Consider the following 15805-nt stretch of genomic DNA (forward strand, 5'->3'; position numbering starts at 1 on the left):
TGCCGAAGCGGGTGCCCCGCCCCCAGCCGTTGGTCACGGTGCGCGTACTGCCGCCGAAGCTGCCGAGACTCCCCCGGCTGCTGCCCGAGCGGGAGCCCCGCCCCCAGCCCTTGGTCAAGGTACGCGTCCTGCCGCCCAAGATGCCCAGGATCCGGCTCAAGTGCCCACGCCTGAAGCCCTTCCGTGAGCGGAACCCGGTCGTCGTGGGCGCCGTCGGCCTCACCGTCCTCGCGCTGCTCACGTTCGCCGCGTTCAACGCCGACAGCCTGCCGCTGATCGGCGGCGGCGACACCTACAGCGCGGCCTTCTCGGAGGCCGGCGGGCTCAAGCCGGGCGACGAGGTGCGCATCGCCGGGGTCAAGGTCGGCAAGGTCGAGGGCGTCGGCCTGGACGGCGACCACGTGAAGGTCACCTTCAAGGTGAAGGGCCACCCCGGGTTCGGCACCGACACGGGCGCGGCGATCCGCGTCAAGACGATCCTCGGCGCGAAGTACCTGGCCCTGTACCCGAAGGGGCCCGGCCAGTTGAAGCCGGGCAGCGGGATCCCGCTCGGCCGGACCGTGTCGGCGTACGACGTCGTCCAGGCCTTCAGCGACCTGACGACCACCACCGAGGCGGTCGACACGGACCGGCTCGCGAAGGCGCTGGACACCCTCTCCCTCACCTTCCAGGACTCCCCCGAAGAGGTACGGGCGTCGATCAAGGGACTGTCACGGATCTCCCGGACCGTCGCCTCCCGTGACCAGGCCCTGCGCGGGCTCCTCGACCATGCGAACGGGGTCACCAAGGTGCTGGCCGGTCATACGAAGGACTTCTCCGCGCTGGTGAAGGACGGTGACGCGCTGTTCAAGGAGATCGACGACCGGCGCGCGGCGATCCACACGCTGCTGAAGAGTTCCGCGCTGCTGGGCGTCGAGCTGTCCGGCCTGGTCGACGACAACGGCAAACAGATCGGGCCCGCCCTGAAGAACCTCGACACCTTCCTGAAGATGCTCGAACGCAACCAGGCGAGCCTCGACCGCAGCGTCCAGCTGCTCGCCCCCTACGTGCGGCTCTTCACCAACACCCTCGGAAACGGCCGCTGGTTCGACTCCTACGTCCAGAACCTCGTCGCCGCCCCGGTCACACCACGGACGGGAGGCACCCGATGACCCGCAGACTCCTGGCCCTGTTCACCGCGCTCGCCATCGTCGCCGGCCTCGCCGTCGTCCTCTGGCCGGGCCCCGGCCCTGTCCACGTCACGGCGTACTTCCCGCGCACCGTCGGCATCTACCCCGGCTCCGACGTCCGCGTCCTCGGCGTCCGCATCGGCGAGGTCCGGAAGATCACACCGGAGGGCGACCGGGTCCGGGTGGAGCTGGAGTACGACCGGGGGCGCAAGGTCCCCGCCGGCGCACAGGCCGCCATCGTCAACTCCTCGGTGGTCAGCGACCGTTACGTGCAGCTGCTGCCGGTGTACCGCAAGGGCGCGGAAATGCGGGACGGAGACGTCATCCCCGAGTCCCGTACGGCCGTCCCCGTCGAGCTGGACCGGATCTTCGACAGCCTGCACACCACCGCCGAGGCGCTCGGCCCGAACGGCGCCAACAAGCAGGGCTCGCTGTCCCGGCTGCTCGGGGTGAGCGCGGACAACCTCCGGGGGCAGGGCCAGAACCTCAACCAGGCGGTGGACGACCTGTCCCAGGCGGTCACCACGCTGTCCGACGGGCGCGGCGACCTGTTCGGGACCGTACGGAACCTTCAGGTGTTCACGGCCGCGCTGGCGGCGGACGACAGCAGTGTGCGGTCGTTCGACACCGACCTCGCCGACGTGGCCGGACAGCTGGCCGGCGAGCGCAAGGATCTCGCCGCCGCGCTGAAGTACCTGGCCGCCGCACTCGGTGACGTGGCCGGCTTCGTGAAGGGCAACAAGAAGGCGCTGACCTCGGACGTGCGGGGCCTGGCCAAGGTCACCGAGGTCCTCGTCACCCAACGGGCCGCACTGGAGGAGCTGTTGACCGTCGCCCCCACGGGCCTGTCGAACCTGCAGAACGCCTACAACCCCGCCGCCGGCACCCTCGACACCCGCAACAACGCGCAAACCCCGCAGGATCCGGCATCGCTGCTCTGCTCGATCCTGAGGACGACCGGCGACGACCACGACAACTGCGCCGGGCTGAAGAAGCTCTTCGGCTCCCTGCCCGCGGTGCCGTCGGCGCCGGTGTCGACGGGCACGGTCGACAAGACCCTCGGCGGAATCCTGGGGGCACCGGCATGAGCGTGAAGCGCTCGGGGCGGGTGGCCGCCTGGACGGCGGCCGGCTCGCTGCTGCTGACCGGCTGCGAGTTCAACGGCTGGTACGACGTCCCGCTCCCCGGCGGCGCCGCCTCGGACGGCCACGCCTACCACGTCACCGTCGAGTTCCGGGACGTCCTGGACCTGGTGCCGCAGTCGGCGGTCAAGGTCGACGACGTCACCGTGGGCGCGGTCGAGAAGGTGGAACTGGACGGCTGGCACGCGCGGGTACGGCTGCGCATCGCCGACTCGGTGAAGCTGCCCGGCAACGCGGTCGCCGACCTGAGGCAGACGAGCATGCTCGGCGAGAAGTACGTCGCCCTGTCCCCGCCGGCCGGCACCGCGCCCGTCGGACGGCTCCACGACGGCGACCTCATTCCGCTGTCCCGCAGCGGCCGCAACCCGGAGGTCGAGGAGGTGCTGTCGGCCCTGTCCGCGCTCCTCAACGGCGGCGGGGTGGCCCAGCTGAAGACGATCACCGTCGAGCTGAACAAGGCCCTCAGCGGCCGCGAGGACCGGGTCAGGTCCCTGCTGAAGCAGCTCGACACGTTCCTCGGCGGCCTCGACGACCAGCGGGCGCAGATCGTGCGCGCGCTGAAGGGCGTCGACCGGCTGGCGCAGCGGCTGAAGAACGAGAAGCAGACGATCGCGCTGGCCGTCGACACCATGCCGCCCGCCCTGAAGGCCCTCGCCGACCAGCGCAAGGACCTGACGAGGATGCTCACCGCCCTGTCCACACTCGGCAGGACCGGCACCAGGGTGGTGAACGCCTCCCACGACGACACCGTCGCCGACCTGAAGCAGCTCCAGCCCATCCTGCAAGAGCTGAACAGGGCGGGCGACGACCTGCCCAACTCCCTTGAGATCCTCACCACTTACCCGTTCCCGCGCAACGTGACGGACGCCGTCAAGGGCGACTACGTCAACCTGAAGATCACCGCCGATCTCGACCTGGCGGCCCTGTACGGCAACGTCACCGGCAAGCCGGGCAAGGGGGGCACGGCCGGGAAGTCCCCGGCCCCGGCGACCCCGCCCCTTCCCGGCCTGCCCACCCCCGCCCCGCTCCCGTCCGTCCCGTCTCTGCCGGGCACCCCGTCCGTGCCTCCCGTGCCCTCCGCACCCGCCGTGCCCCCGACGCCCTCGACGCCCTCCGACGGCAGCACGCTGCTGTGCCCGCCCGTGTGCACCGCGGCCTACGGCAACGGGGGCGGCTCGCGTCGTCTCCCGTCCGGGATCGACCTCGGCCTCGCCGAGCTGATGCTGAAGGGGATGATGTCGTGATCACCCGTACGGTCAGGGCCCAGCTGCTCGCCTTCGCGACCGTCACCGCCCTCGGGGTGTCGTACGTCGGCGCCCGGTACACGGGCCTCGTGGACGACGTCCTGCACCGCGGGTACACCGTGCGCGCCGACTTCGCCGAGTCCGGAGGCGTCTTCCCCGGCGCCGAGGTCACCTACCGGGGCGTGCCGGTGGGCCGCGTGGGCGATCTGCGGCTGACCGGGTCCGGGGTCTCGGTGGCGCTGAAGATCGAGGACGGCGCCCCGAGGATCCCGGCCGACACGCTCGCGGTGGTCGCCGACCGTTCGGCGGTGGGCGAGCAGTACGTCGACCTCCAGCCGCGGCGGCCGGGCGGGCCGTACCTCATGGACGGCAGCCCGATCCCGCGCGGCCGCACCCGGACCCCGCTGCCGGTCACCGACCTGGTCCTCAGCCTCGACCGGCTGGTGAACTCGGTCGGCAAGGACGATCTGCGGGTCACCGTGGACGAGTTGGGCAAGGCCTTCGCCGGCACCGGCCCGAACCTGAGCCGGCTGGTGGACTCCGGCAACGCGCTGGTGGAATCGGCATCCGCGTCGCTCCCCCAGACGGTCTCGCTGATCGAGGACTCGCGGAAGGTGCTCAAGACACAGGCCGACCAGGGCTCGGCCATCAAGTCGTTCTCCCGCGACCTGGCCACGCTCACCGAGCAGCTGAAGTCGAGCGACCGCGATCTGCGCAAGCTGATCGGCAACACCGCGCCCGCCGCCCAGCAGTTGGACTCCCTGCTGAAGTCCACCCGGCCGCACATACCGGTCCTGCTGGCCAACCTCATCAGCGGCGGCCAGATCACCCTGGCCCGGCTGCCCGGCGTCCAACAGGCCCTGGTCACGCTCCCGCTCACGGTCGCGGGCAGCTACACGGTCATCCCCGGCGACGGCACCACCCACTTCGGGCTGACCGTGAACGCCGACGACCCGCCCGCGTGCACCCGGGGCTACGGCACCCAGCGGCGCGACCCCGCCGACACCGGCACACGCCCGGCGAACACCGGCGCGCGCTGCACGGCACCGCGCGGCGGCACGACCTCGGTGCGCGGTGCCCAGAACGCCCCCGGCCCGGCCGGCGGCCGGTACAGCGCCGACCAGGCCGCGTTCGTGGCCCCGTACGACCCGGAGACCGGCACCGTGACCGGCCCGGACGGAACGCCCGTCGAGATCGGCTCGACGGGCGGCGAACAGACCGTGTTCGGAAAGGAGTCGTGGCAATGGCTGCTCGTGGGACCGATGGCATGACAGGGGGCCGGGCGAGGCTGCTGTCTGCGGGGCTCGTCGCCGCGACCGTGCTGACGACCGTGCTGTGTGTCTGGCTGGGACTGAAGCTGGCCGACCAGCGCGCGGCGCAGCAGCGCCGTCAGGACATCCTGGCGGCGGCCCGCCAGTCGGCGCTGAACTTCACCTCGCTCGACTACCGGCACTACGACCGGGACAGCCGCACCGTGCTGGAGGGCGCCACCGGCGACTTCAAGAAGCAGTTCGCCGCGCAGACCGCGCAGCTGACGAAGCTCGTCGCCCAGAACAAGTCGGTGTCCGAGGGACAGGTCCTGGAAGCGGGCATCGTGCGGTCCGACGCGGGCTCGGCCCGGGTCCTGGTCGTGGCCGACAGCAAGGTCACCAACACCGCGGCGCCCGGGGGCCAGGCGCGCACCTACCGGCTCCAGCTCGACCTCGTGCGCGTGGCCGGCCGCTGGCTGACCTCCGATGTCACGTTCGTGGGCTGACCCGACCGACCCGACTGTCAGGCCGTCAATGAGGAGAGACACCGTGGCGAACCCGACCTCCCGCACCCGCGGCACCGGCTCCCCGGGCCGCCGCACCATGACCGCGGCCGCCCGCGCGGCGGCCAAGCGCGCCGCCCGCCGGGAAGAGCAAGCCGTCCCCGGGCGCGCCCTGCTCGTCGAGCCCCCGGCGGACGGCTGGGACGACCCGCCGGAGCCCGCGCCCGCGCACGAACACGAGCACAAGCACAAGCACTTCGAGGATGAGGCGGAGGACAGCGCGCCCTCGCGCAGGGTCGGACGGAGCGTGCTCACCGCGGTGCCGGTCCTCGTCCTCGTGACGGCCCTGGTCCTGGCCGCCGTCCTCGGGTGGCAGTACCGGCAGGGGCGGCAGGCGGAACAGGCCCGCGGCGAGGCCCTCGCGGCCGCGCGGGAGGCGGCGCCGGTCGTGCTGTCGTACGACTACCGGCACCTGGACCGGGACTTCGCCCGGGCCCGCGCCCTGCTGACCGGGCACTTCCGCGACCAGTACGGCAGGACGACGAAGACGGTGGTCGCGCCGACGGCGACGACGTACCACGGCGTGGTGAAGGCGACCGTGGCCACACCCTCCGACGGCGGCACCCCCGCTGCGTCCGTCGTGTCGGCCACACCGGACAACGCCGTCGTCCTGCTCTTCGTCAATCAGGTCACCCAGAGCACCCAGGCCCCGGAGCCCCGGCTGGACCTGAACCGGGTGCGACTGACGCTCACGCGCACCTCCGACGGCTGGAAGGTGAGTGGCGTCGATGCCCTCTGATTTGTTCGGCGAGAACACCGGCTCTCTGATCGTCTCGATCCACCGGCGGGCGTAGGGCGCGGCGGCACGAGGACCGATGCATAGGCTGGCCGTCTCATCCGACAACCGTGACGAGGAGAGCGCGTGCACAGCAGCACCAGGGTCCGCTTGATCGAGCCGACCGACGCCGCCCCGATCGCCGCGCATCGGGTGCGGGACGTCGAGGCCTTTCGGCGCTGGGAACCGGCTCAACCGGCCGAGTTCTTCACCCCGGAGGGTCAGGCGGAGCGGATCGACAAGCTGCTGGCCGGATACCGGGCCGGCACGGTCTGGCCGGGTGTGGTACTCGCCGACGACCAGGTGATCGGGCAGGTCACCGTCGGAGGGATCCTGCCGCAGCCGCACCTGCGCCGCGGCTCCGTCGGATACTGGATCGCCGGTGTCGCCCAGAATCAAGGGCACGCCGGGCGCGCCGTCGGGCTCGCACTCCGGGTGATGACGGATGAACTCGGGTTGCACCGCGCCGAGGCGTCCACCAACCTGGAGAATCTGCCGTCGCAGCGGGTGCTGCGCCGCAACGGGTTCAGCGCGTACGGTGTCGCGCACTCCTCGATCCTTCTCGACGGGCGCTGGCGGGACGGGCTGCTGTGGGAGCGGATCCTCGGCGACTAGGTCTGTTGCGGAAGTTGGTGGCCGGACTTCTGCGTGGCGTGGAATGCCCTTGTACACGCGGCAGTTGAGCACGTCATGACCCAAGATCCGGCACCCCGGCCCCTCTCCGACGATGCGCTCTCCGAACTGTTGAGCACTCAGCGGTTCGGCACCCTCGCCACCAATAAGCGCAGTGGCCATCCTCATCTGACCACCATGCTCTACAGCTGGGACGCCGAAGAGCGCATCGTGCGGTTCTCCACCACTGCCGACCGCGTCAAAGTCAGGCAACTCCGGCGTGACCCGCGCGCGGCCGTGCATGTTTCGGGCGGCGACGTGTGGTCGTTCGCCGTGGCCGAGGGCGAGGCCGAGGTCTCCGAGATCACGACCACGCCAGGGGACGCGATCGGGCGAGAGCTGCTCGCGATGATTCCGGAGGCCGCGAAGCCGCAGGATGAAGACGCGTTCCTGGAGCAGTTGGTCGCCGAGCGCCGCGTGGTCATCCGGTTGAAGGTATCCCGGCTGTACGGGACAGCGCTCGACATCAACGGCTAAGTCGTCGGTGCCGTAGGTCCTTCGGGGGCTGTTCACGCTGCCGGTGCGGCAGAGGATCCTTCGTGATGATCGGCGGTTTGCCGGTCGAGCGTGGCCGGCAGATCGTCCAGGTCGGAGGTGGTGAACCGCCACTGGAACGGCTGTGTCGTGGCGTCGTAGCGGTCTTCGGAGGCTCGGAGCCGCTCAGTGGCCTCGGTGAGTCGGTGAAGTCGTTGGGCGAGAGGGCCTTGCGCTGGACGGCAGCCCGACCGCCGTGGTCACGTCGCCGGGCGGCCTACGCCCACCATGATCGGTACGCCAACGGCTTCCGGAGCCGGTACCGGAAGCCAGCCCTCTCGGAGCCTGTGACGCCGCGCCTCATCATTCGTCAACGCGATCCAGGCCGCGGCCGGCTGACCCGGCAGTCCACCGATCCGGCCGGCGCGCCGTGGCGCCGGCCGGATGGGTTCACCGGTGGCCGGTCGGCCGGCGGACGGCCGAGATCAGGCCGCCTGGCTGTTCTTCCCGCTGCGGCGGGGTGGGGATCGGACGGCCGTAGGCGGCGCCGCGCTCGCGCAGGGTGTAGCCCTCGGCGTCCCAGCCGTGCCCGGCCAGCCAGCCGACCGGGTCCTCGGGCATCTCCCAGACCCACATGGAGGCCGCCGATCCCGGTCCGGCGTCCGCGGCGAAGCGCTCGATCACCCCGCGCGAGCCCAGGGTCAGACCCATCCGGCTGCCCGGTGCGGAGACGGCGCCGATCCGGGCCAGCAGCAGTTCCACGGCATCCTCGGGCAGGTAGATCAGCAGCCCTTCGGCGATCCACACGGTCGGCTGCGCGGGGTCGTGCCCGGCCGCGGCCAACGCCCCGGGCCAGTCCTCGCGCAGGTCCACCGGGACGGTGATCCGGGTGCAGCGGGCGACGGCCCGCTCCTGGCGCAGCACCGAGGCCTTGAAGCCCAGCGGTTCGGCGGTGTCGACCTCGAACAACCGGGTGCCCTCGGGCCAGTCCATCCGGAAGGCCCGGCTGTCCATGCCCGCACCGAGCAGCACGACCTGCCGGACACCGGCCGCAGAGGCCCGTGCCAGCAGATCGTCGAGGAACTTCGTCCTGATGATGATGGAGTACGCCACGCCCAGCCAGCGCTGCCGGGAGGCCTCGTCACCGCGCGGCGGCAGGGCCGAGTCCGGCCCGAGCCCGCCGGCGGTGGCGAAGGCCAGCGCCAGCGGGTCGCGGAACAACGCGTTCTCACGCTGGGTCTCCATGGCCCGCACCCGGGCCACCCCGACCGCTGTGGCCCACACTCCGGAAGGCTGCACCCGTCCCCGCTCCTCAGTCATCGCAGCAGCCTAGCCGCCCAGTGTCCAGCGTCATGTCCGGTTCGGCGGGAAGCCGCGCGGAACAGCACTCGCCCTCACGGAGAGCACCTCGCCGCGCAGCCAACCCAACCGCCTTGCTGCACCGGTTCAAAGGACTCCGTATCTGAGGTTCCCCTCCTACCGTGGAGACCGTGACCGGAGGGATGGTTGGGGTCATGGCATCCAAGAAGCGCCTCCACGATGTCCGCAGGGCGACCGCCCAGCACCTCGCGAAGGTGCTGCGCGGGCATCGTGGGCGGCTCGGGACCCGCACATCGGTGCGGATCATCACGTCGCGCCCCGACCGAGTCCGCGGCGGCCCGTCGGCGTGGCAAGGGCCGCGCAGGCGAACGGCGGCGACGAAGCCGCCGGGGCGATTCCAGTGGGTGGAGCCGCCCACCTCGAGCACGCCCGCGGCAAGCCGCTCGTCGTGCCGGTGCCGGGGTCACACCGCCATGAAGGTCCACTCCAGGTTGGGGCTGCTGTTCCCGGACCACTGCTTGGTCACGGAGCCCGAGGGCACGTTGCCGCCGCCGTCGAGGACCAGGCCAGTGGTGCGGTTGACGATCCAGTACCTGCCGCCACCGCGGGGCCCGATCTGCCACTGCTGGTTGGTGCCGCCGTTCCAGGGAGCCTGCTGGGCGGCGGAGCCGTTCGTGGTGGCGCCCCATCCGTCGGCGACCATGCCGTTGGCGCGGTTGACCAGCTTGTAGTAGCCGTTGCCGAGCTCGACGGCCTGCCACTGCAGGTTGGTGCTGCCGTTCCAGGTCCACTGCTTGAGGTCGGAGCCGCTGGGGGCGTTGCCGCCGCTGTCCAGCACCAGCCCGTCGGTGACGTTGGTGATCCTGAGCCAGGCCGAGGGGTTGAACTGCACCTTCATCGACACGACGGCGTCGTTGTTGCCGGTGTTGCGCAGGTCGGCGTTGTCGGAGGTGAAGGTCCAGGCGGTGCCGGTGAAGTTGTCACCGGAGTAGCCGATGATCTGGTAGCCGGGGGCCAGCTTCAGGGAGGACAGGCTGAGGCTGGGCAGCCCGGCGAGCGTCAACTGGTCGGCGGTGTAGGAGCCGATCGGGAGCACGGCACAGCCACCGGAGTAGTCGACGTCCTGGTAGGCCACGGCCCCGGCCACTGGCTGCAGGGTCGGGATCCGGCCGGAGAAGGTCAGCTTCACGACGTAGGCGAGGGCCGAGAACGGCGCCGACGACGGCAGGGTCACGTGCAGCCCGGTCGAGTCCTGCGTCGGCGCGGGCAGGTTCGTGTACGTGCCGGCGGTGGGGTTGAGCAGCTGCGCCGAGGCCAGGGAACCGACGTTGATCCGGGCCGAGTTGAGCGTCGATATCGTCAGTGTGCCGCCCGGCCAGCCGAGGACCGTGGCGTACAGGACGGTGTTGTTCTTGCTCCGGGTGAAGCGGATGTCCTGCGCGGTGCCGGCTTGCGGGGCGGTGAAGGCGCCGCCGCCCATCTGCGTGGGACCTTCGCCGTATGCGGTCCAGGCCCGGGTCGAGTAGACCGACTCGCCGAAGCGCTTCAGGTAGTCGCCGATGCCGAGGAGGATGTCCTTCTGTGCCTGGGGGATCGTGCCGTCCGCCATCGGGGCGATGTTGAGCAGCATGTTGCCGTTCTTGCTGACCCGGTCGATCAGTGAGTGCAGCATCTGCTGGGTGCTGTAGTAGCCGATGCCGTTCGTGTAGCACCAGCTGGAGCTGGAGATGCTGTCGTCGGTCAGCCAGTAGGGGGCGGTGATGTCGGCGGGGCCGCCGCGCTCGTAGTCGAAGACCTCGCCGCGGCTGTCGAAGCCGTCCTTGTAGGTGGCGACGACTTCGCGGCCCCAGGTGTTCGCCTGGTTGTAGTAGTACGACAGGAAGTTCAGCCGCTGGCTCTCGTCGACCTTGGACAGGTCGAAGTCCTCCCAGAGGATGTCGGGCTGGGCGAGGTCGATGACCTCCTTGAGCTTGTCGTACCACAGCTGGTTCTCCGCCGTGGTGCCCAGTTGCCCGTACAGCTTCTGCAGGCTCGGGTCGGACTGCGCCGGCACGTGGTCGTAGTAGCCGTTGAAGTTGTACGCGTGGTGCATGGCCACCAGGAGCTTCAGCCGCTTGGCGCGGATGGAGTCGGTGAACAGCTGGAGCAGGTTGAGCTTCGGGCCCTTGGCGACCGAGTTCCACTCGTTGACCTGGCTGTTCCACATGGAGAAGCCGTCGTGGTGTTCGGCGACCGGTCCGGCGAACCTCGCGCCCGCGTCGGCGAACAGCTGCGCCCACTCGTCGGGGTCGAAGTTGCCGCCCGCCGACTTCAGCTTCGGTGCGAACTGCACGAAGTTGCCCGCCAGGTCCTTCGCCCCGTTGATGAAGTTGTGGTACGGCCACACGGACGGGTCGCCGTAGGTCGCGATGTGGTGCTGGTTGCACGAGTCGCCGCTGATGTACATCCTGCGCGGATACCACTCGTTCCCATAGGCCGGAACGCTGAAGACGCCCCAGTGGAAGTAGATGCCGAACTTGGCGTCCTGGAACCACTCGGGGGCGGGCGCGTGCTGGTCGACCGAGGGCCACGAGGGTGTGTAGGTGCTCGGCGCCGCCTGCGCGACGCCGGCCCCGAGGCCGCCGCCGGCGACGGTCGCCGCCGCCACACATGTGGCGGCCAGGAACTGGCGCCTGTTGAACGAGCTCGACATGAGGACATCCCTGAAGTGGGGGACAAGGGGAGACACGACGCCACGGCTCTGGAGCGCCGCACGTTACGCATGAAGTTCGGCCATGTGACGCGCGGATGTCAACGGGCGTGCAGGGATGAAAGCAACCTCTTGACTCGCGCTACTTCCAGAATTGGACACTTATGACCGGTTTCTCAGTCATCAGACATGGCATGTTTGCGCGATGCGATGCACGAAGGGAGCGCCGCCACACGGAAAGCCCGCCGCAGATCGTGGCCTCGGCCGTACGGGCCGGCGGATCGCCCTTGCGCAGTGCCGTCCCGGATGACGAACTCCCCGGCGGCGTGGAAGCGTTGCGGGGTCAGCAACACGTGGCCGACATGGTCGTTGATCCGCGTCGGCGGTCCTGGCGCACGTGTCAGGAAAGACTCCACTGCCGGCTCGTCGCGCCGGTGCCCGATTCCTGGTCCACGGCCGCTCCGCCGGCGGTCGAGGCGGCCGTGACGCCGATGTCCAGGTCGCTTCCGACGCCGGCGAGCATGTAGGTGCTGCCGGTGTAGCTGCCGACGAGGTCGAGGAACCATTCTTGGTTGGTCCCGCCGTTGCAGGTCCACTGCTGCAGTTGCAGGCCGGTGGCGGTCGACTGGTTCGGCACGTCCAGGCAAAGGCCGCTCTTCACGCTCTTGAGCGTGAAGATGTTGTCCGCCACCCGCGTGAGCGTCCACTGCTGGTCGGTACCGCCGGTGGACGGCCACTGGATGATCTCGACGCCCTTCGCCGTGGAGCCGCTCGACACGTCCATCAGCAGGGAGCTGTTGACATTCTTCAGGGTGCGGACGCCCTCAGCGGGGATCCCGCTGTCGGCCGACCAGGTTCCCGCCGCGGTGTCGAGTGACCAGGCGGGGTACTGGCCGAGGTTCACCGTCGTTCCCCTGATGGTCAGGGGCAGCCAGATCAGTTTCGACGCGCCGAGGTCGGAGGTGTTCCAGCGGTCGCCGGCGTAGATGTAGGTGGTGCCGGAGGAGCCCTGGACGGTGATGACGTTCGCCGTCTGGCTGCCGTAGGTGTGGGTGCCGGGTGCGGCGAAGTCACGGAAGGCCGACCAGGGGCCACTCAGTGACGTGGCGGTGGCGTAGATGTTGTCGTTGAGGCCCCAACCCGTCAGGTGCGAGCCGAAGACGTAGTAGGTGCCGTTGACCTTGACCATGGCGGGCGCCTCGACGCTGCCGCCGCTGCCGCTGCCGCCGAGCACCGCCACAGCGCTGTCCACGGACAGGTAGTCGGCGGACAGCTTGTCGATGCGCAGGCCGTTGTTGCGGTCCTCGCTCAGCAGATAGGCGGTGCCGTCGGTGTCCTGGAACAGTCCGAGGTCACGGCTGAGGTTGCCCAGCGGCCGGAAGCTTCCCCGGTAGGTGTAGGGGCCGCAGGGGGTGCTGCTGGTCGCCACGCCGACCTTGGCCTCGGAGTAGTTGGCGCTGTCGATGTGCATGTACATCACGTAGGTGCCGGTCGACGCGTTGTGGATGACCTTGGGTCGCTCCACGATGCGGCTCGGCCCCAGGTCGCCGCTGCTCTGCCTGGCCAGGGCGACGCCCCGGTAGGTCCAGTTGGCCAGGTCGGTCGACGTGTAGCAGGGGATGTCCTGGAACGACGTGTCCGACGACGTCTCGCCGGTCTTGTCCTCCCCGAAGCCGTACCAGGTGCTGCCCACCTTGATGATGCCGAGGCCGTGGAGTTGCAGCGTGTTCCCGTTCTGGTCGGTGCGTGCGGCGCCCGTGGTGAACGACACCGAGGCCGCGTGCGCCTCGGTCGCCGGAAGCAGGAGCGCCGCAAGGCCTCCCAGCAAGGTCAGGAACGCTACGGTTCTGCGCCGCCACCGGCCGGCGGGCGTCCGGGGAACTCCCTTGAACATGTGCGTCCCTCTCTGTCGAGATTGACGATCCCTTGATGTCGGCGGGGACCCATGAGAGTCGTGGCATGTACGCGGCGTCAAGGAGGGCGTTCGAATTTGTTTAAGCTTGACCGGCTCAAGGCGCACCCAGCCGGGCTCGTCAGGACCACAAGTGGCGTGGACTGTCCAGGATTTCGGACATCTGAGGAGCGAATACGAAGGGTTGACCTCCGGGTCGGGACGGGCGTAGAAACTTCGCGGCAGTCAGAATCTGTTACTTGCTGGTTGAGTTTGTTGGAAACCGTATCCAAGCGAGGTGGACCGACTGTGAACGTGTCAGGGCGTCAGGAACCATCCCGCCGCAGGGTGCTCAAGGGCGCGGCTGTCACCGCCGCAACGGCCGCGCTGGGCATCGGCAGCACATATCCGGCCGAGGCCTCGGACGCCTCGGTCACCGCGACGTCGCTCGACGGCACCACCAGCATCACCATGTCGCTGACGGGCGGCTCGCTCCAGTGGTCGGCCCGGCGCAACGGCGCGACAGTCGTGGCCGGTTCGGCCATGGGGCTGCGGCTGAGCGACGGGACCACCCTCGGCACCGGCGCCGTTCTGACGAACTACCAGCACTGGCACGTCGACAGCACATGGAACCCGGTGTACGGCCGCAACGCGACCGTCCAGGAGACCTACCAGGAGATGCGCTGGAACCTCCGGGACAACCGCACCTCCATCAACTTCGGTGTCCAGATCCGCGCCTACGCGACCGGCGTCGCGTTCCGTTACGTCCTGCTGGACCCGGGCACCGCCACCATCGCCGGCGAACTGACGACGTTCGTCTTCCCGGACGGCACACTCGTCTACGGCGCGCGGGACGAGGACGACTACAACCCGGTCGCACCCGGCTCCATCCCGCCCACCGGAACCTCCTCCACGGACACCGGCCCCCTGACCGACCTCCCCCTCACGGCGACCTGCGGCGGCGGGCTCATCGCCTGCGTCTGCGAGTCGGCCCGCATCGACTACCCGCGGATGATGCTCAGCTCGGTCTCCGGACAGCCCAACACCCTCGCGGCGTACCTGATGCAGCACACCGCGCGCGGCTCTGGATCGGTCCAGACGACCTCCACCGTCAGGACGCCGTTCGCCACGCCCTGGCGCGCGCTGGTGATCGGCTCCACCCACGCCCAACTGGTCGACAACGCGGAGCTGGTACTCAACCTGGCCCCGGCCGGCGCCCTCGGCGACACGTCGTGGATCAAGCCGGGCAAGGTCTTCCGGTGCAATCTGACCACCGCGGACGGGCTGGCGGGCGTCGACTTCGCCGTCAGCCGCGGCCTGCAGTACATCGAGTACGACTCGGGGTGGTACGGCCCGGAGCACACCTCGACCGACGCCACGCAGCCGATCTCCGCCATCGACCTGCCCACGGTGATCTCCCACGCCACCGACAAGGGAATCGGCGTCATCCTCTACGTCAACCCCATCGCCCTGAGCAGCCCGGACAGCCTGTTTGCCCGCTACCGGAGCTGGGGTGTCGCGGGCGTCAAGCTGGGCTTCGTCAACGACGGCACACAGGCGATGACGAACCAGATCACCGCCTGGGTCAGGACAGCGGCCAGGTACAGGCTGCTGATCGACACGCACGACGACGTACGGCCGTTCGGCTACGAGCGGACCTACCCTCACTGGATCAGCCTGGAGGGTGTCCGGGGCAACGAGCACTTCCCGACCGCCACCCACAACGTCACCCTGCCCTTCACCCGCAACATCGGCGGGCCGATGGACTACACCATCTGCTACGGCCAGTCCCGCGACCGGACGACCAACGCCCACCAGATGGCGATGGCCGCCGTGTATTACCAGCCCCTGGACTTCCTGTACTGGTACGACACCCCCTCCAAGTACGCCACCCCCTCCAACTGGCCCGGGCTGCCCTGGTTCGACGCCATTCCCACCGTCTGGGACCAGAGCCGGACCCTCGCCGGTTCGATCGGCCAGTACGTCGCCGTCGCCCGGCGCAGCGGCACCACCTGGTACCTGGGGGCGATGACCAACGAGACCGCCCGGACCCTCTCGATCCCGCTGGCCTTCCTCGGCAGCGGCACCTACACCGCCACGATCTACGCCGACGGAACACCGGGCAGCAGCCCGTACCAGACCCCCGTCGTCGTGAGCACACAGACCGTGACCTCGTCGACCACGCTGAGCGTCGCGATGGCCCCCGCGGGCGGCCAGGCAGTCGTCCTGAGCCATGGATGAGCGGCCGTGACCCGGGATGGTTCGTCTCGGCCCCAGTTCGCCCCCACCATCCATGAACAGATCGGGCTGCCGGGCCCGGGTGGAGGTGTTCCGGGCCTGGGTCGCGTACGTCACCTGTCGTGACGGGGTGATACGGGAAAGCCCGGCCGTCCCCCGCGATGTGAGAGATTGATTGGCGCGATCGATGTTCACCTAAATGAGTACTACTCATTTCGGGAGGGGCGGCTTCGCCAGATGGACTGGGTGATGTGGTCGGCGGCAGATCGCCACGGATAGTTGCGCTGCCACTTGGGGCGTTTCTTCCCTACGGGTGGTGCGCGCGGCGCCGAGCCTGATGCATCCGCATGTCATCGGTGTTGCGCCAATGAAAAATAG

12 protein-coding genes are annotated in these 15805 nt (G+C 69.7%); 9 read left to right on the forward strand and 3 right to left on the reverse strand.

All coding sequences use genetic code 11. The features are described 5' to 3' along the window. Positions 1–140: 140 nt before the first annotated feature. The 8 genes from ACZ4MF_RS29910 (at position 141) to ACZ4MF_RS29945 (ending at position 7292) form a co-directional block, all read left to right on the forward strand. Positions 141–1151 carry an MCE family protein gene (locus tag ACZ4MF_RS29910; protein WP_467495064.1) on the forward strand — a complete coding sequence of 337 codons (1011 nt, stop codon included), beginning with the start codon at positions 141–143 and terminating at the stop codon, positions 1149–1151. After that, positions 1148–2257 (forward strand): MCE family protein, encoded by a 1110-nt coding sequence (locus ACZ4MF_RS29915; RefSeq protein ID WP_467494958.1) that lies wholly within the window; start codon positions 1148–1150, stop codon positions 2255–2257. The genes ACZ4MF_RS29910 and ACZ4MF_RS29915 overlap by 4 nt, the downstream gene beginning before the upstream one ends. Then, the gene (locus tag ACZ4MF_RS29920; RefSeq protein ID WP_467494959.1) at positions 2254–3555 is read left to right on the forward strand and encodes an MCE family protein; all 1302 of its coding nucleotides are present in this window, start codon (positions 2254–2256) and stop codon (positions 3553–3555) included. The genes ACZ4MF_RS29915 and ACZ4MF_RS29920 overlap by 4 nt, the downstream gene beginning before the upstream one ends. Beyond that, positions 3552–4826 (forward strand): MCE family protein, encoded by a 1275-nt coding sequence (locus ACZ4MF_RS29925; protein ID WP_467494960.1) that lies wholly within the window; start codon positions 3552–3554, stop codon positions 4824–4826. The genes ACZ4MF_RS29920 and ACZ4MF_RS29925 overlap by 4 nt, the downstream gene beginning before the upstream one ends. Then, the gene (locus tag ACZ4MF_RS29930; protein ID WP_467494961.1) at positions 4799–5311 is read left to right on the forward strand and encodes a hypothetical protein; all 513 of its coding nucleotides are present in this window, start codon (positions 4799–4801) and stop codon (positions 5309–5311) included. The genes ACZ4MF_RS29925 and ACZ4MF_RS29930 overlap by 28 nt, the downstream gene beginning before the upstream one ends. 43 nt (positions 5312–5354) lie before the next feature. Beyond that, the gene (locus ACZ4MF_RS29935; protein ID WP_467494962.1) at positions 5355–6107 is read left to right on the forward strand and encodes a hypothetical protein; all 753 of its coding nucleotides are present in this window, start codon (positions 5355–5357) and stop codon (positions 6105–6107) included. 123 nt (positions 6108–6230) lie between these two features. After that, complete coding sequence (locus ACZ4MF_RS29940; RefSeq protein WP_467494963.1) at positions 6231–6758, forward strand: GNAT family N-acetyltransferase; 528 nt, start codon at positions 6231–6233, stop codon at positions 6756–6758. A gap of 75 nt (positions 6759–6833) precedes the next feature. Further along, positions 6834–7292: a PPOX class F420-dependent oxidoreductase gene (locus ACZ4MF_RS29945; RefSeq protein WP_467494964.1), complete on the forward strand. Its 459-nt coding sequence runs from the start codon at positions 6834–6836 to the stop codon at positions 7290–7292. Positions 7293–7739: 447 nt separating this feature from the next. On the opposite strand, the gene ACZ4MF_RS29950 is transcribed toward ACZ4MF_RS29945, so the two are convergent. The 3 genes from ACZ4MF_RS29950 to ACZ4MF_RS29960 all read right to left on the reverse strand — a co-directional run bounded on the left by ACZ4MF_RS29950 (position 7740) and on the right by ACZ4MF_RS29960 (position 13126). After that, complete coding sequence (locus ACZ4MF_RS29950; RefSeq protein WP_467494965.1) at positions 7740–8609, reverse strand: class I SAM-dependent methyltransferase; 870 nt, start codon at positions 8607–8609, stop codon at positions 7740–7742. 463 nt (positions 8610–9072) lie between these two features. Continuing rightward, positions 9073–11301, reverse strand: coding sequence for an alpha-L-fucosidase (locus ACZ4MF_RS29955; RefSeq protein ID WP_467494966.1), 2229 nt, complete (start codon positions 11299–11301; stop codon positions 9073–9075). Between the two features lie 397 nt (positions 11302–11698). Beyond that, a complete protein-coding gene (locus tag ACZ4MF_RS29960) occupies positions 11699–13126 on the reverse strand; it encodes an RICIN domain-containing protein (RefSeq protein WP_467494967.1) in 1428 nt (475 codons plus the stop codon). Positions 13127–13498: 372 nt separating this feature from the next. Between ACZ4MF_RS29960 and ACZ4MF_RS29965 the strand changes: the two genes are divergently transcribed. Further along, positions 13499–15430, forward strand: coding sequence for a glycoside hydrolase family 97 protein (locus tag ACZ4MF_RS29965; RefSeq protein ID WP_467494968.1), 1932 nt, complete (start codon positions 13499–13501; stop codon positions 15428–15430). Positions 15431–15805: the final 375 nt, after the last annotated feature.

Source organism: Streptomyces sp. NPDC025793, assembly GCF_055558375.1.